The organism is Micromonospora sp. MW-13 (assembly GCF_003434305.1).
GTDB lineage: Bacteria > Actinomycetota > Actinomycetes > Mycobacteriales > Micromonosporaceae > Micromonospora.
This window is the reverse complement of record NZ_QKKX01000064.1, coordinates 30,898-54,021: the sequence shown is the minus strand read 5'-3', so window position 1 is coordinate 54,021 and position 23,124 is coordinate 30,898. Positions and strand designations below refer to the sequence as shown.

17 protein-coding genes are annotated in these 23,124 nt (G+C 74.7%); 10 read left to right on the top strand and 7 right to left on the bottom strand.

Going from position 1 to position 23,124, the window contains the following annotated elements; genetic code table 11:
• Positions 1-86: 86 nt before the first annotated feature.
• From C5N14_RS27095 to C5N14_RS27080, 4 genes are read left to right on the top strand one after another with little or no spacing between them, the layout of a single operon-like run.
• Complete coding sequence (locus C5N14_RS27095) at positions 87-1,112, top strand: ThiF family adenylyltransferase (protein WP_165878236.1); 1,026 nt, start codon at positions 87-89, stop codon at positions 1,110-1,112.
• Positions 1,109-2,323, top strand: a complete 1,215-nt coding sequence (locus C5N14_RS27090) for a PqqD family protein (RefSeq protein WP_128763671.1) — start codon at positions 1,109-1,111, stop codon at positions 2,321-2,323. The genes C5N14_RS27095 and C5N14_RS27090 overlap by 4 nt, the downstream gene beginning before the upstream one ends.
• A complete protein-coding gene (locus C5N14_RS27085; RefSeq protein ID WP_117672049.1) occupies positions 2,320-2,889 on the top strand; it encodes a DUF3105 domain-containing protein in 570 nt (189 codons plus the stop codon). Before C5N14_RS27090 ends, C5N14_RS27085 begins: the two co-directional genes overlap by 4 nt.
• Positions 2,890-2,936: 47 nt before the next feature.
• Positions 2,937-3,503, top strand: a complete 567-nt coding sequence (locus C5N14_RS27080) for a TetR/AcrR family transcriptional regulator (protein ID WP_117672047.1) — start codon at positions 2,937-2,939, stop codon at positions 3,501-3,503.
• A gap of 147 nt (positions 3,504-3,650) precedes the next feature.
• On the opposite strand, the gene C5N14_RS27075 is transcribed toward C5N14_RS27080, so the two are convergent.
• From C5N14_RS27075 to C5N14_RS33445, 4 genes are all read right to left on the bottom strand, one after another.
• Complete coding sequence (locus tag C5N14_RS27075; protein WP_117672045.1) at positions 3,651-4,334, bottom strand: TcmI family type II polyketide cyclase; 684 nt, start codon at positions 4,332-4,334, stop codon at positions 3,651-3,653.
• A gap of 154 nt (positions 4,335-4,488) precedes the next feature.
• Positions 4,489-5,715, bottom strand: coding sequence for a cytochrome P450 (locus tag C5N14_RS27070; protein WP_117672043.1), 1,227 nt, complete (start codon positions 5,713-5,715; stop codon positions 4,489-4,491).
• Positions 5,712-6,032, bottom strand: coding sequence for a putative quinol monooxygenase (locus tag C5N14_RS27065; RefSeq protein WP_117672041.1), 321 nt, complete (start codon positions 6,030-6,032; stop codon positions 5,712-5,714). Before C5N14_RS27065 ends, C5N14_RS27070 begins: the two co-directional genes overlap by 4 nt.
• 153 nt (positions 6,033-6,185) lie before the next feature.
• Positions 6,186-7,391, bottom strand: a complete 1,206-nt coding sequence (locus tag C5N14_RS33445) for a helix-turn-helix transcriptional regulator (protein WP_243640074.1) — start codon at positions 7,389-7,391, stop codon at positions 6,186-6,188.
• A gap of 221 nt (positions 7,392-7,612) precedes the next feature.
• Here C5N14_RS33445 and C5N14_RS27055 point away from each other — a divergent pair, with 221 nt between their 5' ends.
• The 3 genes from C5N14_RS27055 (at position 7,613) to C5N14_RS27045 (ending at position 13,123) form a co-directional block, all read left to right on the top strand.
• Positions 7,613-8,098 carry a peptidase inhibitor family I36 protein gene (locus tag C5N14_RS27055; protein ID WP_128763670.1) on the top strand — a complete coding sequence of 162 codons (486 nt, stop codon included), beginning with the start codon at positions 7,613-7,615 and terminating at the stop codon, positions 8,096-8,098.
• Positions 8,099-8,253: 155 nt separating this feature from the next.
• Positions 8,254-10,986: a CHAT domain-containing protein gene (locus C5N14_RS27050; RefSeq protein ID WP_117672037.1), complete on the top strand. Its 2,733-nt coding sequence runs from the start codon at positions 8,254-8,256 to the stop codon at positions 10,984-10,986.
• 19 nt (positions 10,987-11,005) lie between these two features.
• Positions 11,006-13,123 carry a hypothetical protein gene (locus C5N14_RS27045; RefSeq protein WP_117672034.1) on the top strand — a complete coding sequence of 706 codons (2,118 nt, stop codon included), beginning with the start codon at positions 11,006-11,008 and terminating at the stop codon, positions 13,121-13,123.
• A 19-nt stretch (positions 13,124-13,142) separates the two neighbouring features.
• On the opposite strand, the gene C5N14_RS27040 is transcribed toward C5N14_RS27045, so the two are convergent.
• The 3 genes from C5N14_RS27040 to C5N14_RS27030 are packed head-to-tail and all read right to left on the bottom strand — an operon-like array spanning position 13,143 to position 17,958.
• The gene (locus C5N14_RS27040) at positions 13,143-15,119 is read right to left on the bottom strand and encodes a caspase family protein (RefSeq protein ID WP_117672032.1); all 1,977 of its coding nucleotides are present in this window, start codon (positions 15,117-15,119) and stop codon (positions 13,143-13,145) included.
• A complete protein-coding gene (locus C5N14_RS27035) occupies positions 15,116-16,420 on the bottom strand; it encodes a hypothetical protein (protein WP_117672030.1) in 1,305 nt (434 codons plus the stop codon). Before C5N14_RS27035 ends, C5N14_RS27040 begins: the two co-directional genes overlap by 4 nt.
• Positions 16,417-17,958, bottom strand: coding sequence for a vWA domain-containing protein (locus tag C5N14_RS27030; protein WP_117672028.1), 1,542 nt, complete (start codon positions 17,956-17,958; stop codon positions 16,417-16,419). The genes C5N14_RS27035 and C5N14_RS27030 overlap by 4 nt, the downstream gene beginning before the upstream one ends.
• A 135-nt stretch (positions 17,959-18,093) precedes the next feature.
• Between C5N14_RS27030 and grpE the strand changes: the two genes are divergently transcribed.
• Genes grpE through C5N14_RS27015 form a run of 3 tightly spaced genes read left to right on the top strand, consistent with a single transcriptional unit; the run spans position 18,094 to position 23,123 of the window.
• A complete protein-coding gene (grpE, locus tag C5N14_RS27025; RefSeq protein ID WP_117672027.1) occupies positions 18,094-18,756 on the top strand; it encodes a nucleotide exchange factor GrpE in 663 nt (220 codons plus the stop codon).
• Between the two features lie 31 nt (positions 18,757-18,787).
• Positions 18,788-20,458, top strand: coding sequence for an Hsp70 family protein (locus C5N14_RS27020; protein ID WP_117672025.1), 1,671 nt, complete (start codon positions 18,788-18,790; stop codon positions 20,456-20,458).
• Between the two features lie 4 nt (positions 20,459-20,462).
• Positions 20,463-23,123 (top strand): fibronectin type III domain-containing protein, encoded by a 2,661-nt coding sequence (locus C5N14_RS27015; protein ID WP_117672023.1) that lies wholly within the window; start codon positions 20,463-20,465, stop codon positions 23,121-23,123.
• Position 23,124: the final 1 nt, after the last annotated feature.

Sequence of the window (23,124 nt, the reverse complement as noted above, 5' to 3'; positions counted from 1 at the left end):
TTCCGGGCATGCTGCGACCACGGATCAAGGGCATTCACAAACCATTGCGACTGACTCCGACGCTCATCAGCATCGGCGGTCGACAAATGGGTATCGGGGCGGAGATCGACGACGAGGACGGCTTTCTCTGGTCGCTGTTACGCCTGATGGACGGCACCCGCACCCGGGCGGAGATCGTCGACGCCCTGCTCACCGAACGACCCGACCTGACCGCCGACGAGACGACCGACGCGATGCGGACGATCATCGACGCCGGATACGTCGAGGACGCCGCCGCGCCGCCCCCGCCCACCCTGAGCCCCGCCGAGATCGACCGCTACGAGCGGGCGTTGACCTACCACGCGTGGGTCGACCTCACCCCGCGCCCGTCCCGCTTCGACGTCCAGGCCCGGCTGAAGGCGAGCCGCGTGGTCGTGGTCGGACTGGGCGGCACCGGCTCGGCCGTCGCGGCATCCCTCGTCGCCGCCGGGGTCGGGGCCGTGCACTGCGTCGACTTCGACGTGGTCGAGCCCGGCAACCTGACCCGTCAGCTCCTCTACACCGAGGACGACATCGGCGCGCCGAAGCTCGCCGTCGCGGTCGACCGCCTCCGCCGGATGAACTCCTACGTGACGGTCACCGGCGAGCAGACCCGGGTCGACTCCACCGAGTCGGCAATGACGCTGATGCGCGGGCGCGACCTGCTGGTGCTCTGCGCCGACCAACCCCTGCACACCATCCGCGACTGGACGAACGCCGCCGCCCTGCGCACCGGTACCCCGTGGATGATCGCCCAGTACGCCGGCCCGATGGCCGTCGTCGGCCTGTTCGTCCCGGGCCGCACCTGCTGCCAGGCATGTCTGCCGAGCGTCGGCGACCGGCTCCGCGAGCGGCACGGCGCCGAGCCGGAGGAGTTGTTCGGGTTCACCGGGCACGCGGTGATCGCCCCGTCGGCCAACCTCACCGGCCACCTGGCCGCCCTGGACGCGGTGCACCACCTCGGCGGCATCCCCGCCAGCACGCTCGGCCGGATGTACCACCTGAGCCTGACCGACCTGACCTACCACTACGTGGTGAACCCGACTCCGGGGCACAAGTGCGGGACCTGCGGCTGGGTCGGGGAGGAGCGGTGATCACCCTCGACGCCGACAGCCGGCCCCGGGTCGCCCACCTCGTCGTCCGCGAGGAGGACACCGACGAGTACGTCGTCGGCGACCCGGCCACCGGCAACTTCGTGGTCGTACCCGAGGTCGGGGCCCGGCTGGTGCGGCTGCTCGCCGCCGGCCGGACCGTCGCCGAGGCCGCCGACGAGGTGGAACGCGAGACCGGGGAGGCGGTCGACGCCCTCGACTTCGTCGAGGTGCTGCTCGACGCGGGCATCATCGACGGGCGTACCGCCGGGGAGGCCGCGCCGGCCACCGCCCGGCACTGGTCGGTCTCGCGGATCCCGGCCCGGGTGGTCCGGCCGCTGTTCGGCCGGGCCGCCTGGACGGGGTACGTCGGCTGCCTCGTCGCGACGGTGGCGATGTTCGCCGCCGAGCCGTCGCTGTTGCCCACGTACGAGGACACCTTCATCTTCCCCGACATCGTGCTCAGCCTGCTGATCACCAACGTGGTGGTGATCGTCCTGACGATCGTGCACGAGGTCTGGCACGCCCTCGCCGGGGCCGCCGTCGGCGTGCCGTCGCGGCTGCGCGTCGAGCGGCGCGGAATCTTCCCGGTGCTGGAGACCGACCTGTCGGGGCTGTGGGCGCTGCCGCCCGAGCGTCGCTACGGCCCGTTCCTCGCCGGCATGGCGATCGACTGCGTGCTGCTGTTCGGCGCGGTCGCGCCCCGGTTCGCCTGGTCGCGCGGCTGGATCGACCTGCCCCCGGGGATGGTCCGGTTCCTCGCCATGGTGGTGTTCAGCCAGGCGGTGAAGCTGGCCTTCCAGACGCTGGCCTACCTGCGCACCGACATGTACCTGGTGATGGCCACCGCGACCGGCTGCCGGAACCTGCACCAGATCACCCGGCTGTCGCTCAAGCGCCTGGTCCGCCGGCTCGACGACGGGGAGGCGGCGATCCTGCGCGACGCGCACGCCCGGGACCTGCGGGTGTCCCGCTGGTACCGGCTGCTCTACGTCGCCGGGCTGGTCTGGATGGCCTGGTTCGTCGTGCACTTCCTGTGGCCGAGCGCGAAGGTCACCCTCGGCTGGGCGGCGGGCGTGCTGGTCGGCGCGCCGTTCGCCAGCCCCTACTGGTGGGAGGGGATCGCGCTGCTGCTGTTCACCTCGCTCAACGTGCTGCTGCCGCTCGGGGTGGTCGTCCGCAACCGGGTCCGGGCGAGGAGGGCCGCCGCGTGAGCCGCCGCTGGCTCGGGACGCTGGTCAGCGTCGTGGTCACCACCCTCAGCGTGCTGACCATGTCGAGCCTCGGCCTCGGCGTGGTCCTCGGGCTGGCCGACGACACCGAGGCCCTCTCCTGCGACCGGGTGCCCGGCACGCCGGCGCCGTTCGAGGGCAACCGGCACATAGCGTACGAGGGGGCGCCGCACGCGGCGTACCGGACGGTGCCGCCGACCTCCGGCCCGCACTCCCCCCGCGTGGTCACCCCCGGCATCTACCGCGAGCCGGTGCTGGAGGAGTTGCAGGTGCACGCGCTGGAGCACGGGCACGTCCTGGTCCAGTACGCCCCGGACGTCTCCCCGGCCGACGTCCGCGCCCTGGAACGCCTCGGTCGCCGGTATCCCCGCGACGTGGTGGTGGCGCCCTACCCCGCCCTGGACCACGGCATCGGGCTCAGCGGCTGGCAACGGCTCCAGCGGCTCGACACCCTCGACGAGCGGGCGGTCACCGAGTTCGTCACGAAGGTCGCCGGCCGCTACGACCACTCCTGGCAGCACGGGGCGACGGACTGCGTACGGCCCTGAACCGGCACCCGCTTGCCGGGGCACGATGAGTGTGGTTGGCTACTCACATGTCACCGACCACCCGCCCCAGGACGCTCTCCACCGCCGAGGACCGGCGGGAGGACGTCCTCTCCACGGCCATCGGGGCGTTCGCGGCCCGGGGTTACTTCGGCACCACCACCGTCGAGGTCGCCAAGCGTGCCGGCATCTCCCAGGCGTACCTGTACCGGCTGTTCCCGGACAAGGAGTCGCTGTTCGCCGCGGTCGTCGAGCGCTGCTTCGAACGGTTCCGGGAGAGCCTGAGCGAGGGCGCGGCGACGGCCGAGGGCAGCTCGCCCGAGGCCGTCCTGTCCGCCATGGCCGGCGCGTACGTCCTGCTGATCCGGGACCAGGAGCTGCTGCTGGTGCAGCTGCACGCCCAGTGCGCGGCGGTCTCGGTGCCGGAGATCCGCCAGGCCGTCCAGCGGGGCTACGCCCGCCTGGTCGAGTACGCCCGTAGCGTCTCCGGCGGCAGCCAGGCGCAGGTGCAGGAGCTCTTCGCCCGGGGCGCGTTGTGCAACGCGGTGGTGACCATGGGCGCCGAGCAGGTCGACGCGCCGTGGGCCAGGACGCTGTCGGCGGGCCTGCGACCCTGACCGGCACGGCGCACCCGACCCCGCCACGCCCCCTTTACTGGTGAGTAACCAACCACTCTTCAAGGCCGTGCCGGCGATCACCGCTCGGCCGGCGCGCCGTGGCGTCGGCGTCCGGGCCGACGCCAGGACGCCACCCGGGTCGCGGTCTCAGTCCTCGGCCCGCCAGCGGTAGAACTCCTTGGCCACCGCGTCCTCCGGGCCGCGCCAGGTCTCCGGGCTGTACGGGGTGATGAACGTGCTCAGGTCCTCCATGATCTTGGCGAAGGCCGGCTTGGCGTGGCTCTCCCGCATGGCATCGGCGAACGCCGCGTCGGTGCGCTCCAGCAGGTGCAGGTAGACGTCGTCGATCGAGTACAGCCAGCGCCCCGTGACGCCCAGCTCGACCGGCAGCGACCCCGCGTCGGACTCGGCGAAGACGCGGGCGACGTTGGGTTCCGCCCCGGGCTTGATCCGGGCGACGATGACGGTCAGGTTCCCGTCGGGCGACTCCGACGCGGGCACCGAGCCCTCGGCCGGTACCCAGCTGTAGAACTCCTTGGCGACGGAGTCGGACGGGTTCTGCCAGTTCCTCGGGTACGGCGTCACGTACGGGGCGATGGCCTCGGCGATCTGCTGGAACGCGGGCAGCCCCCGGGCCTTGCCCAGCGACGCCTTCGGGTCCACGTTGCGCTCGATCACGTGGATGTACAGGTCGTCCAGCGACAGCAGGGTGCGGCCGATCACCCCGAGATCCTGCGGTCGGGTCGTCTTGTCGTAGTAGCCGAAGACGTCGCCGACGATGCCCTCGCTGCCGGGAACGATGTGGCAGACGATCACGGACCGGTAAATCATGGCTGCTCCTCAGGTGGATGGACGTGGACCGGGTGGACGGGTGACCCGGTGGACGGTGAACCCCGTGGACGGTGACCGGATGGCCGGTGGACGGTGGCCGGGTGGAGGTGGGACCGGGCACGGTCCGGTCGGGCGGACCGGCGCGCCGGGCACGTCAGGCGGCGAACCGGACCGGCAACTCCAGCAGGCCACGGAACGGCGACGCCGCCGGCAACCGGCGCAGCTCGGCGACCGGCACCCCGAGCCGCAGCCCCGGCAGCCGGCGCAGCAGCGTCCCGATGCCGATCTGCGCCTCCATCCGGGCCAGCGAGACTCCCAGGCAGTAGTGCACGCCGTAGCCGAAGCCGATGTGCGGGGCGCGCTCGCGGCGGAGGTCCAGCCGGTCCGGGTCGGCGAAGTGCTCCGGGTCGTGGTTCGCCGCGTTGATCACCACGCCGACGACCGACCCGCGCGGGATGCACACGCCCTGGTACTCGACGTCCTCGGTGGCGATCCGAGGGCTGGCCACCGGTAGCGGGCCGTCGAACCGGAGCAGCTCCTCGATCGCCGACGGCAGCAGCTCCGGGCTGGCCCGCAGCAGTTCGAGCTGGTCCGGGTGGGTGAGCAGGGCCACCGTCGCGTTGCCGATGAAGTCCGCGGTGGTCTGGTGCCCGGCGAACAGCAGCAGGAAGGTGGTGGTGACCAGTTCCTGCTCGGACAGCTCCCCGTCGCGGTCGCAGGCGTCGATCAGCGCGCTGATCATGTCGTCGGCGGGGCGCGCGCGCTTGGCCTGCACCAGGTCGGCGAGGTAGTCGTGCAGGCGTAGCTGGGCCTCCTGCACGGCGGCCCGGTCCTTCTCGGGGCTGCGGTTGGCGGACCCGGACGTCCTGATCACCTGTGTCCAGTCGAGGACCCGCTCGTGGTCGGACTCGGGGATCCCGAGCAGGTCGCTGATCACCAGCATCGGCAACGGAATGGCGAAGTCGCGCATCAGATCGCACCCGCCCCGCGGAACGATCCGGTCGAGCAGCGTGTCCACGATCTCCGCCACGCGGGGGCGCAGCGCCTCGATCCGGCGCGGCGCGAACGCCTGCGACACGATCCGCCGCAGCCTGGTGTGCTCCGGCGGATCCGAGTTGAGCATGTTCTTGTTCAACCCCTCCGAGTTCGGCCCGAAGATCCGCAGGTAGTGCTGGCCGGGGCCGTAGAGGTCCTTGGACAGCCTCGGGTCGGTCAGTGCCGTCCGGGCGTCGTCGAACCTGCTGATCAGGTACGAGTCGAACCGCGGCGAGCTGACCGGGCAGACGGGCTTGTCCGCCCGCAGCCGGGCGTAGGCGGGATAGGGGTCGGCGGCGAACTCGTCGGTGTAGAGCTCCGCCGCGGGGACGAGGTTCTCGGTCATCGCGACTCCTCGGGATCGCTGCGCAGAACGTGCAGGACCTGGTACGTGTGCCGTTGCGCGGACTCGCGAAGCTCACGGACCACGCGCAGCAGCCGGTCCCGTTGCTCGCTGCGGCCGAAGGCGTCCAACCGGTCCCGGTCCGCCCAGTCGCTGATGATCAGATAGCTGCGCGGGTCCTCGGCGTCGCGGACCAGGTCCTGACGCAGGCACCCGTCGAGCGTGCGGATCTGCTCGGCGGCCGAGAGCCACTCGGCCTCGAACCGCTCCTCGCAGCCTTCCCTGGTGCGCATCGCGAGCACCGTGCGTACGCCCGTCATCCCATGCCTCCGGGCACCCGCCGCATTCCGATCATGAGGTCTCCTTCGCCGGCCCTGTGCGAATGGAGTCTGCGGGGCCTTGCGTCACCCCAGCGTCACGGTGTGCCAGGAACTGTGGGCCGCCGGTGACAGCCCGGTGACGCCCGCCGCCCCTCACCCCCGGCTGGGGTAGCGGCAGGCGGACCGGGCCGCCTCGGCCTGCTGCCGCTGGTCGAGCGTCACCGGCACCGCCTCGCGCGGATCCTCCGGCCGAACCTGACGGGCCCGCACCAGGCCGGTCGGGCTGTCCCCGCCCAGGCAGGCAGCCGCGACCAGGACGACCGGCCCACGGGCCGAGGGGCCGGGCAGCGCGTCGAGCCGGGCGCTCGCCCCGACGGCCGGGTCCCGCACGTCGGCCAGGGCGACCTGTCGCCAGGTGCGCTCGCCGGGCGACGCCGGGTCGCCCGCGGAGGTGGTGAAGCCCACGACGTACAGGTCCCTTCCGGTGGCCCGCAACGTCACGGCCCCGGAGCGGCCCGCCCCGGTGACGACGGACAGTTCGAGGCCGGTCGAGGTCGGACGCCCCTGGCGACAGTCCGACGCCCGCAGGTCACGCGGCGGGTTGCCGTGCAACACCGCGGAGGAGACGACCCCGCCGCCGGCCACCTTGAACCAGCGCACGTCCGGCATGCCGCCGGTGTTGTCGTAGACCTTCTCGCCCACGCAGAAGCCGGTGAACCCGACCGTGCAGTCCGGCGGGATGGTGGTCAGCACGGACGCGTCCCGGGCGGCCCCGGCGCGCACGTGGGCGCCGCCCCCGTAGGTCACCGCGGTGAAGGCGGTCCCGTCCGGCACGGCGGGACAGCGCGCCGCGCCGGGTCCCGTCGGGCCGTCGTCCGGCAGGCCGACCACCGTGACGACGGTGCCGATCGCGGCGGCGACGGCAACGACGGGTACGACCCACCTCCGGCGCGGCCGGGGCGTCCCGCTCCCGGGCTGCCGCCCGGCGGACGGTGCAACCGCCGGCCGGTCCGGGCCCGACTCGCCCGCGCCGCCGCCCTCTTCCGGGTGGCCGGCCCGTTCCCCGGCCGCCTGCCGAACGGGCTCCGTCGGGCGCGCCCGCGCCGCCGCCTCGTGCCAGCGCCGCCGCCACTCGTCGGGGTCGCCCCCACACGCGCCCACGTAGGCCAGCAGCACCTCCAGGGTCGGCAGACGGGCTCCGCCGGCCGCCTCCGACAGGGTCGTCGCGCCGTAGCCGGCGGATCTGGCGAGCTGACGGTAGGTGGGGTTGCCCGCCTCGGCGCGGAGCTTGCGCAATTCGTAGGCGAGGGCCTGCACCGGGCCGGCGGTCGGATCGACGGGTCTCTCCTGACGAGCCACTCAACTCCCCTTCACCCAGCTCTCCGAGCAATCCGATTCATCGTTACCAACGCTGTCCAGCCTGGCCAGGCGGCTGTCGGGTGGCCGCCGGTGGACACGCATTGTCCGGAGTTGATTGACCCAGGCCCGTGGGCGTCCTGGTCAACCGGACCGGCGACTAGCAATGGAAACGGGACGTCGTCCGACGATCCGCACCCGTTCCGAGACGAAGGAGAAAGACGATGAAGGCACGAATGGTCACCGCGACCGGTACGGCCCTCGGCACCCTGGGCCTGCTCGGCGTGTTCGCCGCACCGGCTGCCGCGGCGCCGCAGCGCAACTGCGCGGTCAACCTCGACACCGGGGCGATGACCTGCGCGAGCAGCGAGGACCGGGCGCTGCGCGCGGTCGGTGCCCAGGCCAGTCTGGTCATCGCCCGTACCTACACCGGGGCGGACTACACCGGCACGGTGCTGGCCTGGAGCCAGGCCCGGGAGTGCACGCCGACCTACGACGCCGAGTGGCAGTGGGACGACCTGCGCAGCACCGCGGTGGGCGACCTGAACAACAAGATCAGCTCGGTGCACACCTACCACCAGTGCGACGTCAAGCTCTTCGACGGAATCAATTTCACCGGCGCCTCGTCGACCTGGATCGACCAGTCGCCCAAACTCGCCAACATCGGTGACGGGTGGGGCAACCGGGCGGGTTCGATCAAGTTCTCCTGACCGGCCGGCAGCCGGTCAGCAACCGGTGATTCCGCCCCACCACCGAGATGGCACCGAGCGGGCTCCCGGACGGATTCGACTCCGTCCGGGAGCCCGTCCGACGCCTGCCGTCCGTCAGGTCCGGTAGTCGGGGCGGAGCGTGGCGAGGGGGAACCGTGGACGAGGCGGCCGGCATCACCGAACGGTGTGTCGCCATCAGCCGGGCGGCCTTCGGGCGGGGTGACCTGGACGCGGCGATCGCCGACCTGCACCGGCTCCCCGCCGGGCTGGCCGTCCGGGGCGTCCTGGCGGCCGACCTGCTGCCCGCGGTCCTGAGGTCCGTCTCGCCTACGGACCGGGACCGGATCCGGCAGATCGCCGGCCTGCTGGAGATCGCCGAACGACACCCGCCCGACACGGCGGACTGGCCACAGGTGCGCGCGGCCGCCCGCTCCATCGCGCTGCTGCGGGCCGGCGCCGACGGAGAGGTGGTGGACGACCGGGCGATGCTCACGGAGCTGGGCACCCTCCTCGACCAGGTCGGCGGTGACGACACCCCGGCGACCGCGCCGCTACTCGGCTCGGTCCGGACCATGCTCACGTACCTGCGGGCTCTCGACAACGGCGACGAGGCCGTGCTGCGGCGCTTCCCGGACGAGGCGCGCCGGCTCCGGGACCAACTGGCCAGCATCCCCGCCATGGCGCACCTCGGGGACGCCTTCGCCGGAATCGTGGACGTCATCGGGGCGAGCCATCGGGACGAGGACCTGCGGCCGTCCATCGACCAGCTCCGGCAGGCCGTCGAGCACCTGCCACCGGACGACCCGCTGCGGGACGCCTTCGAGGAGGTTACGACTTTCTTCGGTCCGCTGGCCGGAATGTACCGCGATGACCCGAACGCCCCGGCACCCGCCCTCACCGACGAGCAACTCACCGCCATGACAGACCTGACGCTGCGGCCGGAACTCGGCGCGGAGGGCCGGGCGTCGTACCACGGGGGCGTCGGCGGCGCGGCCGTCTACTCCGGCTGGGGGGCCGACCTGGCCCGCGTCGAGCAGGGCATCGAACATCTCCGCACAGCGGTGGCCCTCGCCGACCCCGACAGCCCCAAGCGCGCGGGCCATCTGCTGGGGCTCGCGGTCGCCCTGTACCACCGCGGCGACCTCACCAGCTCCACCCGGGACGTCGAGGAGGCGGACGGGCTGCTCGAACAGGCGCGAACGCTGGCCGGCGGGCCGGCGCACCCGATGTGGGCGGCCATCAACGAGATGCTGTCGTACACCCGGCGGCGGCGCGGAGCCGTGCCGGACCCGCACAAGGCGGCCCTGGAGGGGCTCCAGGAACACGCCTGGAAGGTGTTGCTCCAGTCCGACCTGCCGGCCGCGAACCTCGCCGCGCGCCGGGCGGCACGGGACGCGGTCGAAGTCGCCCGGCAGTGCCTCATGTTCAACGACCCGGACAACGCCATCCGGGCCCTCGACGCCGGCCGGGGACTCGCCCTCCACGCGGCCACCGAGGTCGGCAACATCCCCCGCCGCCTCGACGACGCCGACCGGCCCGACCTCGCGCGCCGCTGGCGGGAGGCTGCGGCGTCCGGCTCGGCGGAGAGCCTCCCGACCGGCCTGCGCCACGAGGTGCTGAGCGTGCTCGCCGCCCCGGGTGGCGGCGCGGCGCTGCTGGACGCGCCGGGTCTCGACGAGATCCGCACCGCCCTGGCCGCCCTCGACGCCGACGCGCTCGTCTACCTGGTGCCGGGGAACAGGCCGGTGCCGGGCTTCGCGGTCATCGCGCCGCAGCGGGGACCGACCGGTTACATCGCCCTGCCGAACCTGCACGTCCGCAACGACCTCGACGTCGAGCGGTACCTCACGGCCCTGGCCCGGCGGGACGCGGTCATCGCGGACCCGGGCCGGGACCTGACCGCCCTCGACGACCCGACCGACTTCGCCGCCAGCCTCGACTCGATGTGCGACTGGGCCTGGCGGGCGGCGATCGGCCCGCTGGTGGAGCGGTACCTGCCCACGCTCGCCCGCCCCGACGCCGGCCGGCCGCCACGGGTGGTCCTGGTGCCGATGGGGGAACTCGCCCGGTTCCCGTGGCAGGCAGCCCGCCGGTCGGACGGCACCTACGCGGTGCAACTGGTCGCGTTCTCGCAGGCCGCGTCCGCGCGCATGCTCTGCCACTCGGCCGCCCTCGCCCCCGTGCCGCCCGCGCCGGTCGGCCTGGTGGTGGGGGACCCGGACACCGGTGGGGTGGCGCCGGACCTGGCCGCTGCCCGGGCCGAGGCGTACGCCATCCACCGGTCCTTCTACCCCGGCGGAAGGTACGTCGGCCGGCGGGTGGACGGCTCGACGAGCAGATCCGGGCCCGGCAGCGTCGACGAGGTCCGGGACTGGCTGACCAGCACCGGCCCGGGCTCCGGCGCCGTGCTGCACCTCGCCTGCCACGGCGTCATCAACACCGACCCGGAGTCCGCCACCTCCTACCTGCTGCTCGACGGCGGCGGACGGTTGACCGCCGAGGAACTGGTCGAGCTGACGGCACGGTCCCCGGAACGCGACATCTGCCTGATCGTGCTCGCCGCCTGCCGCACCGGCCTGGCGATCAACGGGTACGACGAGGCGTACAGCCTGGGCACCGCGTTCCTCGCCGGCGGGGTCCGGTCGGTGCTGTCGACCCAGTGGGCGATCCCCGACCGGGCCACCTCGGTGCTGATGTACATGTTCCACCACCACGTGATGGCCGAGGGGCTGCCCGTGTGGGAGGCGCTGCGGCGGGCGCAGATCTGGATGCTCGACCCCGACCGGTCGTTCCCGGACCGCATGCCGGCGCGGCTACGCCAGCAGTTGCACCACGAGGAGCTCGCCCATGTCGCTGCCTGGGCCGGCTTCGTCCACTGGGGATGGTGAGCCGCCGGATGGTGGCTCCGTGCAGGAGAGGGAGACCGTGGCAGAGGACACCGAGAAGGAGCTGAGGGCCCGGCTGACCCGGCTGACCGGAACCGCACGCACGCGCCCGCTGCTCGAGCTCTTCCAGATCCTCGCCGACCGGTACTGGCGTGCCGGGCCCGGGCAGCCGGTCGGCCTGCCCGCGCTCGACGAGGCGATCGACTGCCTGGCCGAGGCGTACGGCCATCTCCGGCCCGGCGACCCGATGCGGGCACAGGTCGCCAGCCATCTGGGCTGGTTCCTCGGCACCCGGCAGGCCATGCACGGCGGGCCGGAGAGCGACCGGCAGCGGGCGATCGGGCTGCTGGAGGAAGGGGTCGCGGCGACCAACCTGCCACCCGTGTTCACGTGCGTCGCGCGGCTGAACCTGGGCCAGCTCTACCTGGCCGCGGTCGTCCGCGGGTTGCAGTCGCTCGAAACGTCGACCCTGCTGGCGGGAGCGGACCACCGGCCAGCCCGCGCGGAGGCGGAACGGGCGATCGACTGTTTTCAGCAGGTGCTGGCCGCTGACCTGCTCGGTGCGGAGATCGCCGAGGGAGCGCGGGCCATGCTGACGTGCGCCGAGACGGTACGGGACCTGCTCGGCGGGCTCGACGCCGGCCTCCTCACCGGCACCTCGATCGACTTCGGGCCGGTGATGCGGGCGATGGCCACGATGCAGGAGGTGCAGCGACGGATGGCGGACGGGGTGGAAGCCGGCAGGATGCCGCGGCTGCCGAACCTCCCCGGCGCTCGGGCGACGGCCACCGTGGACCCGCTGGACTTCCCCGTCACGGTCCTGCACGGGCCGGAGCCGGTGCCCAGCGCCGGCGACCGCGCCCGGCGGTCGGCGGCGCCCGTCGACCTGGCGGCGCTGCGGCGTGCCCTGCGGGAGCGGGTGGCGGGCGGCGGCGACCCGCACGCCGCCCTCGCGGCCCTGCTGCGCCCGGACGCGCCGCCGCCACCGGCCGGGCTGGTCGACGACCTGGTGGGACTGGCCACCTCCGTCACCCACGCGGCGGGCGCCGCCGCCACCGCCGCCGACCGGACCGTGCTGGCCGTGGCGCTGTACCTGCGCGGGCGCGACGACGCCGACGACGGGTGGGGGGACGTCGACGACGACGTCCGGGCCGCCGCCGTGACGTTGTCGACCGCCGCGGACGCCCTGCCCGCCGACCCGTCCGGCGCCGTTCCGCTCGCCGTCGACCTGGCGAGGCTCCTCGACGGGCGCAACCCCGAGGGGCGGGTCGGCGACGCCCTCCACGACCGGTTCGTCCCGGTGGCGCGGGCGCTGCACGGCGTCCGGGTCCAGGCGCTGGCCTGGTCCCGGCCGAACGGGACGCGCCTGCTGCTGCACACCGACGACGGCAGGTTCCGCGACGGCCGCCCCGACGGGGCCCTGCCGCCCCGGGTCGTGGTCGTCGGCGCCGAGCCCCTGCCCGACGACGACGCCGTGATCTCCCACGTCGCCTCCGCCCGGCAGGCGGGCGAGCTGGCCGGGCGGGTCCCACTCCGGGTCACCGAGGCCCCGGTGCTCGTGGTGGACCCCCGGGGCGGTCACGACGAGGCCGGCCTGGTGCGCCTGTGCCGCCGCCTCTACCCCCGGGCGGTCGTCCTGGGCCGCGCCGACGGAGGCAGCGACGGCCCCGGCACGCCGGAGGAGGTACGCCGCCGCCTCGACGCGTCGATGCTGCACCTGACCTGCGGCGTCAGCGTCACCGGGGCGCTGGAGCTGGCCGGGCCGGCCGACCTGGACCCCGCCGCGATCACCGGGCGGACGACGCGTACCGCGACCGAGGGCGGCCTGGTCATCCTGCCGCCCGCCGGCGACGGGTCCGGGCCGCTCGCCGAGGCGTTCCTGGCTGCCGGCTTCACCGGAGTGGTGGGCTGGGCCCGGCCGGTGCCCCGCCCGGTCGCCACGCTGATGCTGGCCGTCCTGCACACCGGGCTGGTCCGCGGCGGGCTACGGCCGGCCGCAGCGGTCCGCGCGGTGCGCCGGTGGCTGGCGTCCCCGGACCGCAGGACGCCGGCCGGGCTGACACCGGCCCCCATGGACGTCACCGGCCCGGCCCTCGCCGACCCGGAGTACCGCAGCGCCATGGTCTACCACGGGCTCTGAGCCGGCCGGCGCCGCCGGCTCAGTCCCCGGGTCCGGGCACCTCGATCACGAGAGGGACGGTGACGGTCGCCCAGTCGTACGCGCCGTCCTCGGCGGACGCCACCAGGTCGCGGTGCTGGACGGCGCGACCGAGGAAGCCCTGGACGGCGAGCGGCCCCCGGGCCGCGCCGCGCGGGTCGTCCAGCGCCGGCATCTCGAACGGCTCCGCGCTGAACTGCTCCTCCGCCACCACCAACTTCAGCCAGTCCCGCGCCCGCCTCCCCGGTTCGACCACGGAGCCGGCCGGCAGGGACGCCACCACCCGGCGTCCCCGCAGGGCCGCCGTGCGCCCGCCCAGGGCGACGTAATCGCCCGGAAACAGGTTCGCGTGGGCCCGGAACCGCTCGGTCAGGTCCAGCAGGACGCAGAACAGCCGCCGGTCGCTGCGGTTGTGCAGCCGGACGAAGACGGTGGGCGGCACCCACCCGGCCGGGCCGGGCTCGTAGCGGAGCCTGACCACGCCGTCCGCGTCCGCCTCGACCGGCGGGCGGGTGAGCGGCGCGATCGTCTCCCCCGGTCGCGCCGCGACAACCTCGACGGCCACCGCGCCTGCCAACCCGGTCACCGGGTTGGTGAGGTCGCGCAGCTGCCGCCACCGGGCGATGTGCTCCAGCGCCCGGACGGCCCGCCGCGCCCCGCCGCCGACGACGCCGGTCAGGTCCCCGGTCAACCGGACGCCATGCTGGTCCTCCACCCGAACCACGCCCGGGCTCGGCGTCCGTACCCGCAGTTCCGGGACCGTCTCGGTGCCCGCCGGGTCGACCGGACGCAGGTGCGGTGACGGCCCGCCGTCCGGCCCGGCCGTGCCGAGCGCGGCAAGCAGGGCGGCGGCGGTGGCCCGGTCCTGATCCACGCCGCCCACCGCCACGGTGGTCGCCGGCAGCGGCACCCGGCTGAGCACCACCCGGTACTGCCTGTCCGGCTCGGGCCGCCACCCCACCGGCTCCACCAGGCTCCGTTCGGCGAGCAGCTGGACGACCTCGGCCTCCCGCGCCGGTGGCCCGCCGACGACGGCGACGCGGACCGCGCCCGCCGTGGCGTCGGGGGCCGGGGGCAGACCGTGGCAGCTCCCGGCATTGACCTCCCACCCGTCGCGGGCATACCGCAACACCAGGCCGGACGGCGGCGGCGCGAGGCGGCCACCGAGGAAGGGCCGGTCGGCGATGCCGCGACCGGGCGGAACGAGCTGCGGCACCTGCCGGTACGCGTTCCGCTCCACCTCGGCCTGCGCGGCGATCAGCAGGTCCCGGTACGTCGCCGTCGGGCCGAGCCGGCCGAGGGCGCGCAGCAGCGCCCAGCTGAACAGCCCTCGCCGGCGGCCACCCAGGTCCATCTCCTGGGCCGCCTCGTGCGACCGGCTGGCGGCCAGGACGACGTGCTCCGGCGCGGGCGGCGAGGCGGGCTCGCCGCCCGTCAGCTCCGGCAGCAGCTCCCGCGCCGGCGGAGCCGGCATCGGCTCCACCGCGCGGGCCCGCGCGCCCGGTTCCCGGTCCTCAAGTTCCCGGGTGGCGCCCGCGGAGTGGCAGCTGTCGAGCACCACGGCCACGTGTCCCGCCCGGCGGGCGACGTCGTCGAGCAGGATCGACAGCTCCTTGTCCAGCAGGTCGGGCACGCCGCCGTGCCGGCTGTCCGCGCAGACCAGGGTCTGCACCAGGTGGGACGGTTCGGCGTACCACCACCGCGGGGCGGGAGCCTGCGACCCGTGACCGCTGAACCAGAACAGGGCGGTGTCCGCGGAGCGGGCCCGACCGAGGTGGGACCGCAGCGCCCCGATCACCGCCGCCCGGGTGGCCTGCCCGTCGGACAGCACGAGCGCGTCGAGGTCGACCCCGGGGGCCGTGCGGCTCTGTAGGTAGGCCAGGGCGTCGTCGATGTCGGTCCGGCACCCGCGCAGGTCCGGCACCGCCGGTGAGCGGTACCTGTCGATGCCGACCAGCAGGGCGTACAGGGTGCTCATCCGGCCGCCCCCGGGCCGACGTACAACCAGCCGTGTTCGACGAAGTCCTTGGCCGGCAGGTCCACCGTGACCGGGGCGAAATCCGCCGGCAGGGGCGGTTGGGTCGCGTGCGCGATGACGTCCTGGAACAGCACGTCGGGCAGGCCGAGGACGAAGTCGACCGCCGGCCGGGCGGCCAACGCCTCGCGTAGGGGCGGGCTGTCCAGGATGCGGTGCACCGCGACGGCCGCCACGCCGACCCAGCCGTTGGCAGCCGCCTTGACCAGCCCCCGGTGCAGCGCGACCCGCAGCCGCAGCCGGTCCGCCGGTGCCCGGCCGGTGTTCAGCTCCCGCAGGTGCCGTTCCAGGCCGCGCACCAGACGGGAGATCACCACGGCCTCGTCGATGCCGACCGGCAGCACGGTGAACTGGCCGTCGCCCTGCGGTTGGGGGGCGACGTCGGAGTCCGGCACCCCGGCCGCCCGCCGCACCCGGGACAGCAGTGCGACCAGGTCCCGCTGGACCTGCTCCGCGGCGGTGGTGCTGCGCCTGCTGTAGCCGGACACGTCGGCGGCCATGCACAGCCGGACCGCCGCGCCGTCCACGGGGCAGCCCGGGGACAGCGTCTCGTCGAACCGCACCGACTCGCGCAGGCCCGCGCCGTACCGCTCCCGGCCACCGGCGACCCGCACCCGGACGTCGAGGGTCCCGGCGACCCGGGTCGTCCCGGCGGGCAACTCCAGCAGCGCGTGCATGCCGTGGGCACGGGGCACCAGCAGCTCGCCGCGCGGGTCCTCGTACGCCCAGCCGAACTCGTGACGGTGGATCCCGAAGACGTGGGCGCGGGGCGTTCCCGCCCGGCTCGCCAGCCTGCGCAGCCAGCCCGGGCGGGTCCGGGTCGCCGCCACGACGTGTGTCGCGGTCGCCGACGCCGGCTCGGCGTCGTCGGCGAGGTAGGTCAGGCCGAGGGCACCGCCGTCGCCGTCCAGCCGCGCGGCCAGCGCCCGCAGGTCGGCCAGCGTCACCTCGAACCACGCGGCCGTGTACCGCTGCCCCCTCGGCAGGGCGTCGAGGTCGAAGGCGAACAGGGCCCCGACGTACGACCCGCCCGTCGCCTCGGCCCGGCGGCGCAGGTACACCGGCAGGTCCCCGACGGGCACGGGGTACAGCAGGGGCCGCCCGCAGCGCACCGGGATCGGGGCGGCGGCCAACCCCCCGTCCGGGGCCCGCTCCCCGGCCGGGACCAGTTCACCGTGGGCGAGCAGGTCGGCTTCCCGCAACTCGTCGACCGCGTCCTCGCGCCGGGCGTCCACGCCGGTCACCGTGCCGTCCCCGAGACGCTCGCCACCCCGCCGCGTCGCCCGGGCGCGGCGGGCCGCCAGGTGAACGCCGCACCGCCCAGCTCCACGGTCTCGCCCGGGCCGCAGGTGCCGGCCTGCCGGCCGGCGGCCGAGCCGTCCGGGGAGTAGCGGATCACCAGGCGGATCTCGGCGGACGCGGCGGAGGAACGCGACGCGGTCACCTCGCCGTACCCGGGCAGCCCCGCCGATCCGGCGGTGAGCGCGGCCCGACGGCCCGCCAGCGGCAGCTCGCGCTCCTCTCCGCCGGGTGCGCGTACCCGCAGCGTCCCGGCCAGGGGCGGGCTCAGCCGCCGCCGGCGCCCCCACCACCCGACCCCGGCCAGGGCCAGCAGCAGGACGCCGCCGGCGACCCACCACCCGAGGCTGCCGCGCTGGGCGGAGAGGGACACGCTCGTCACCCCGCCGTCCAGTCGCGGCGGGAAGGCCAGCCCGAGATCGCCGGTCAGCACGTCCGCCCACGGCGAACCCACGTCACCGCTGAGGCTCAGCGTCGTGCTCGCCGTGACCTCGGACAGTGGCGCCACCCGGCGGGGTCCGGGGTCCCACTCGACGGTCACCGGCACGGTCGCGGTGCCGCCAGGGGGCAGCTCGACCGGGCCGGCCGGCACCGTGACCCGGAGGTCCGGCCGGTCACTGCGCACGGCGAGGTGATCGACCACCAGCGGGATTCTCGTGGCGGTCGACCGGAGCCGGACCTCCAGCCGGGTCCGGCCGCCGTCGAGCCGGCCGGTGGCGGCGGGCCAGGTCACCTGGATGCCGTGGGCCGCGTCGTCGCCGAGCACGCTGCGGGCCTTCGCCGCGCGAGCTGCGGACTTGGGCTGCTCAAGCTGCGCGCCCAGCCGGTCGATCGACGCGGGTGCGAGAATCCGGGCGCCCGGGTAGACCCTGGCCAGCAGCGGCGCGCCGGTCGACCCCGCCAGGGGCACGGCGTACGCGTTCAGGGAGGTCTTCCGCAACGACCGGCCGGCCCCGGCGAGCTGGTTCCACGCGTACCCCTGCTCGAACGGGTACGCGCTGCCGGCCGGCGGGTCGTGCCGCCCGTCGGTGAGCAGGACGACCGTGGCGATCTGCGGCGTGCCCTGGCGGTTCAACAGCCGCAGGCTCGTCTCGATCGCCGCGCCGATGTCGGTGTGCCGCCCGTCGGCGGTGCGCGGCAGCTTGCCGACGACCTGGTCGGGAGAGCGGCCGGCCGGGCCGTCGTGCACCACCCGCGCCGAGTCGGCGAAGGTCACCAGGGCGATCCGGTCGTCCGGCGCGAGCGCGGCGAGGAACGACCGCAGCGACGCCTTCACCCGCTCGTACCGCCGGCCCTCGCGCATCGAACGGGACACGTCCACCAGCACCACGTAGTCGCCCGCCACCCGGTTGACGCCGAGCGCCGCGTACACCTCGTCGCCGGTCGCCGGGGCCGCCGTCACCGGGCCGCCGGGCAGACCCACGGCGGCCAGCGCCGCGAGCGTCGCCAGGAAACCCGCGGCCGTACGTCGAACACTGCCCACCTGATCGTCCTCCGCCCGTGCCGTCCGTCGACTGTGCCTGACGGACGGGACCGCCCGACGCCGGCGGACGCGGTCCGTCAGACATGACCGAGACGCCCGCCGCGACAGCGGAAGGGACCAGGGAGGGAGCACGGGGTGCACGAGGAACCGCAGGGTCCCGCCGAGGAGGAACCCGCCGTCGGGACGACGGGCCCGCAGGCGATCGCCCCGGAGCCCGCCACGGGCCCGGACCGGCTGGACGAACTGGCGCAGCGGCTGGGCGACGAACTCGCCGGGCTGCGGGCCGAGGTCGCCCGCGAACACCACCGCGCGGCGGCCCGCGAGCAGGTCATCGACCGGCTGCACGAGGAGAACCAGCGCCTGCGGGCCGGCGAACGGCTGCTTCTGCTCCGCCCGTTGCTGACCGACCTCCAGCGGCTGCGCCACGACCTGCTACGCACCGCCGCGGGACTGCCCGCCGGGTTCGACGCCGCCGCGGCGGCGGACATGCTGCGCAGCTATGCCGCCAGCCTTGAGCTGACCCTCGAACGGGGTGGTGTCACCGTGCTGGCCCCGGTGCCCGGCGCCGCGTTCGACCCGGCGACGCAGCGGGCCACCGGGACGGTGCCGGCCGTCGACCCCGGCCAGGAGGCGACCGTCGCCGAGGTCGTCCTGGACGGCTATCACGACGTCGAGGCCGGACGCACGGTCGTGCCCGCCGCGGTCCGGGTCCACCGCTGGCTCCCCGACCCGGATCCCGCCCCGGCCGCAACCGGGCCGGAGCCCGCGAGCACCACCCACCCCACGCCCAACCCGTGACAGCCCGAGCGGACCAGCGGACAGGAGCACCATGTCGGACGAGAACCTGACCTTCTTCGGCATCGACCTGGGTACGACGTACTCGGTCGTGTCGTACATCGACGAGACCGGCCGGCCCGCCGTCGTCCGCAACGTCATCACCAACAACGAGACCACCCCGTCGGTCGTCTACTTCGAGGAGGGCAGCGGCGAGGTGGTGGTGGGCGAGGCCGCCAAGAACGTGTCCCGGCTCTACCCGTCCCGGGTGGTCGAACGGGTCAAGCGGAGCATGGGCAGGGAGGCGCAGTGGGAGTTCGACGGCACCACGTACACCCCTGAGTCGATCTCCGCGCTGATCCTCAAGCAGCTTGCCCAGGACGCCGAGTACTACACGAAGCGTCCGGTGCGCCAGGTGGTGATCACCGTGCCGGCGTACTTCGGCCTGCTGGAGCGGGACGCCACCCGCAACGCCGGCAGGATCGCCGGCCTGGACGTCGTCGAGGTCGTGCCCGAGCCGGTCGCCGCCGCCCTGCAGTACGACCTCGACGGCGAGACCACCCGGACGGTGCTGGTGTACGACCTGGGCGGCGGCACCTTCGACACCACGGTCATCCGGATCGACGCGGACACCGTCGAGGTGCTCTGCACCGACGGCGACCAGCAGCTCGGCGGCGCCGACTGGGACGCGCGCCTGGTCCAGTACCTGGTCGACGAGTTCGTGGGCCACGCCGGGCCGGCCGACGACCCGACCCTGGACGAGGAGTTCATGCAGGACCTCGCGCTGACCGCGGAGGAGGTCAAGCGGCAACTGTCGACCGTGACGTCGCGCCGGGTACCGATGCGCTACGCGGGCGCGTCCACGTCCGTGGAGGTCACCCGGGAGACGTTCGAGGAGGTCACGCGGGACCTGCTCGACCGGACCGTCGAGTACACCGAGCGCACCCTGCACACGCTGGGCGACAAGCTGGGGATCGCCGAGCCGGCGGCGGCCATCGACGAGGTGCTGCTGGTCGGGGGCTCCAGCAAGATGCCGGCCGTGGCCCGGCGACTGACCGAGAAGTGGGGTTGGACGCCGCGCCTGCACGACCCCGACCTGGCGGTGGCCAAGGGCGCGGCCCGCTTCGCGCTCAGCCGGGCGCTGTGGGCGTGGGACGGGCAGGGCGCGGCGCCGACCGCCGAGGAGAAGCAGGAGCGGGCGTCGGCGCTGGCGCTGGCGCTCGGGGTGGACGAGGAGTCGCTGGCCGCCAGCGCCAGCAGGCGGATCGTCACCGTCCTGCCGAAGTCCTTCGGCGTGAAGCTGCAGGACACCTCGGCGCCCGACTGGCGGTCGCAGCCGGACAGGATGTACGTCGAGCACCTCATCCACGCGAACGAGGCGCTGCCCATCGAGGGCCGCGAGCTGGACGCCCGCACCATCGAGGACGGCCAGACCGCCGTGCGGATCGAGATCTACGAGCAGGCCGGCGCCGCCGAGAGCCCCGACCTGGCGGCGAACAAGCCGGTGGACAGGGGCGCGGGCGTCATCGGCGGCCTGCCCCCGCTGCCGAGGCACTCACCCGTCGCCATCAGCATGGGCGTGAGCGTGGGGGGAGAGCTGAGGCTGCACGCGGTGGAGCCGGGCTCCGGGCAGGAACTCACCATCGAGGTCCAGGTCAGCGTGCTCAGCGAGGACGAGGTGCACCAGGCCCGGGAGGTCGTCGCGGCGCTCACGGTGCGGGGCTGAGCTGATGGCGTTCGACCAGCGCGCGTACCTGCGGGACGTGATCATGCCGCTGCGCGACCAGCCCGGCGGGCTGTCGCCCACGGACCTGGCCCGGCACTACGCGGTCACCCCGGACATGTCCTCGACACAGCTCCGCGAGCACCTGACGACGATCCGGCGGCTGTGGAACCAGCGTTCCGGCGGCGTCGACGCGGGGGCCCGGGTCTGCGCGCAGCTGTTCAGTCGGGACGAGCAACTGCGCGCCGAGCACGGCGAGGACATGTTCGAGCCACGGTGGTGGCGGGAGCGGATCGAGGAGCACGACCGCGGGTCCCGCGCCGAGTCCGAGCGCTTCGCCCGGGACCTCGCCCGGGCGTACGGCGCGCTGGGCCGGATCACCCAGGGCCAGCTCAAGGAGATCGCCGGGCACTGGCCGGGCCTGGACCCGGGTCAGGTCGACGAGGCGGTCCGGCGCGCCGGCCTGGCGGTGGTGGATCCGGTCGAGCTGCCGACCGGCTCCGGCATGGAACGCACGGCGTACCGCGCGCTGGTCCGGCTCCAGGACCTGATCGGCGTGCCCACCGTCGTCCAGGTGGTGCACCCCGACGGCGCGCCGTTCCGGCTGCTCGGCCCGGACGCGGTGGCGCTCGACGCGGCCACGGTGCGCGCCCGCGCTGAGGAGGCGAACCGGTTGGCCGACACCACCGCGGTCCGGACCCGCAAGGAGGCCCTGGGTCTGCTGGAGCGGGCCGTCAGCGACGGCGTGGACCTGCGGGCGCTCGCGGTGTTCCAGGTCGTCGAGCGGCTCCGGGCCGGACGGGCCAGGGGAATCGCGGACGGCATGCTGGTGCCGATCGCCACCGACGCCGGGTTGGCGCAGGGCGACGCCCAGTCGGTGGTCGCCAGCCTGCCGGTCGACGCGGACCCCGAGGCCAGCCCGGCGGACAGGATCCGTGACCTGGTCGCCGACGGGCGGCTTCTCGCGGCCCGGCAGGCCCTGGCGGTGCTGCCGGCCGACGACCCGCACCGCGACGAGCTGCGCGGTCAGGTCGACGCCCTGCTGGGCGAGGTCGAGGCGCTACGGCGGGCGGCCGACGAGGCGGCCCGCACGGAACGCGAGGAGGAGGCGGCCCGGCTGCTGCGCTCGGCCCTGCGCATCGCCGGTGACGACGACGGTCTCGCCGACCGGCTGGGCGCGCTCGCGCCGCCGCCCCCGCGCGACCTGTCGGCGCGGGCCGTGGATACCGGTGTCCGCCTGACCTGGACGGCGCCGCCCACCCCGGCGGCGGAGGTGCGCTACCGGGTGGTCCGCGCCGACCGGCCGCCCCGCTCGTCCGCGGACGGCGAGGTGGTCGCCGAGGGCCCCCTGACGGAAGCGACGGACGGGGCCCCGCCGCCCGCCCGGCCCCTGCACTACGGCGTCTTCGCCAGCACCGGCGGGGACTGGTCCCGACCGGCGACGGTGCGGACCCTGGTGGTGCCGCCCGTGGTGGCCGTGCAGGTGTGGGTGCGCCCCGACGAGATCTCCTGCGCCTGGCGGGCGCACCCGGCCGCGGCGGGCGTGCGGGTGCGGCGCACCCTCGGCCGGCCGCCGGTCTCCCCGCAGGACGGGGAGCCGGTGGCCGCGGGCCGCACCGGCCTCTCGGACGACACCGGCGACGGCAGGACCGACCGGTACTACGGCATCGTCACGGTGTACCGCGACGAACACGGCGAGGAGGTCGCCTCGCCGCTCGTGGTGGCCCACGCGGCGCTGCGCGACACGGCCCCGCCGCACGTGGAGCGGCTGCGGGCCCACGTCACCGCGGTCGACGCGCAGACCGCGACCGTCCACCTCGCCTGGCTCACCCCCACCGGTGGCACGGTGTCGGTCCGCAGGTCGGAGCTGCCCCCGTCGTGGTCGGCGGGAGCGCGGATCCGCCGCGAGGAGCTGGAGGGGTACGGCGAGGCGCTGGTCAGCGACCGGCTGGAGCAGGGGGCGGAGACCCTGCTGGAGGTGACCGTCCCGAGCGGGCGGTTCGTGTACGTGCCGTTCACCGTCGACGCGGCGACCGGTACCGCCGTGGTGGGCGAGCCGGTCCTGCTCGGGGTGACCGAACCGGTCCGGCAGCTCGTCGCCCGCCGCACCGGGGACGAGGTCAACGTCGCCTGGGTGTGGCCGTCCTCGGTGAACCTGGCGGAGGTCACGTTCACGGCGCCGCACGGCCCGCCGGTGGTCCGGCGACTGACCCGTGGGCAGTTCACCGAGTCGGGCTGCCGCATCCCGGTCCCCTCCGCCGGCGGCCGGGTCTCCGTCCGGACGGTCGAGCGCGGCCCGGCCGGGGAGACGTTCTCCGTGCCCGAGTCCGTGCCGGTCGACCGCGTTCCCGTGGCGATCGGGTACCACCTCCAGCGCACCGGCGGGCCCTTCAGCCGCAAGCGGCTGCTGAGCGTCGACGTCGACCAGCCGTGCGAGGGGGTGGAGCTGATCCTCGTGGCCGCGTCCGGCCTGGCCATGCCGGTACGACCGGAGCAGGGCACCGTGGTGGCCCGGGTGACCGGTCTCTGCCTCCAGCCGGACGCGCCGTGGCAGATGCCCTTCGCGATGCCCTCCGGCCTGGCCAGGCCGTACTGGCTGCGGTGCTTCGTGATCCAGCCCAGCGGGGCCCGGGTCACCGACCCGATCCACGAGATGAAGGTGTCCTGAC

Coding starts and splice junctions, on each gene's coding strand:
- C5N14_RS27095 (WP_165878236.1), top strand. CDS start 87: ATGGGTATCGGGGCGGAGATCGACGACGAGGACGGCTTTCTCTGGTCG.
- C5N14_RS27080 (WP_117672047.1), top strand. CDS start 2,937: ATGTCACCGACCACCCGCCCCAGGACGCTCTCCACCGCCGAGGACCGG.
- C5N14_RS27075 (WP_117672045.1), bottom strand. CDS start 4,334: ATGATTTACCGGTCCGTGATCGTCTGCCACATCGTTCCCGGCAGCGAG.
- C5N14_RS27070 (WP_117672043.1), bottom strand. CDS start 5,715: ATGACCGAGAACCTCGTCCCCGCGGCGGAGCTCTACACCGACGAGTTC.
- C5N14_RS27065 (WP_117672041.1), bottom strand. CDS start 6,032: ATGACGGGCGTACGCACGGTGCTCGCGATGCGCACCAGGGAAGGCTGC.
- C5N14_RS27055 (WP_128763670.1), top strand. CDS start 7,613: ATGAAGGCACGAATGGTCACCGCGACCGGTACGGCCCTCGGCACCCTG.
- C5N14_RS27040 (WP_117672032.1), bottom strand. CDS start 15,119: ATGAGCACCCTGTACGCCCTGCTGGTCGGCATCGACAGGTACCGCTCA.
- C5N14_RS27020 (WP_117672025.1), top strand. CDS start 18,788: ATGTCGGACGAGAACCTGACCTTCTTCGGCATCGACCTGGGTACGACG.
- C5N14_RS27015 (WP_117672023.1), top strand. CDS start 20,463: ATGGCGTTCGACCAGCGCGCGTACCTGCGGGACGTGATCATGCCGCTG.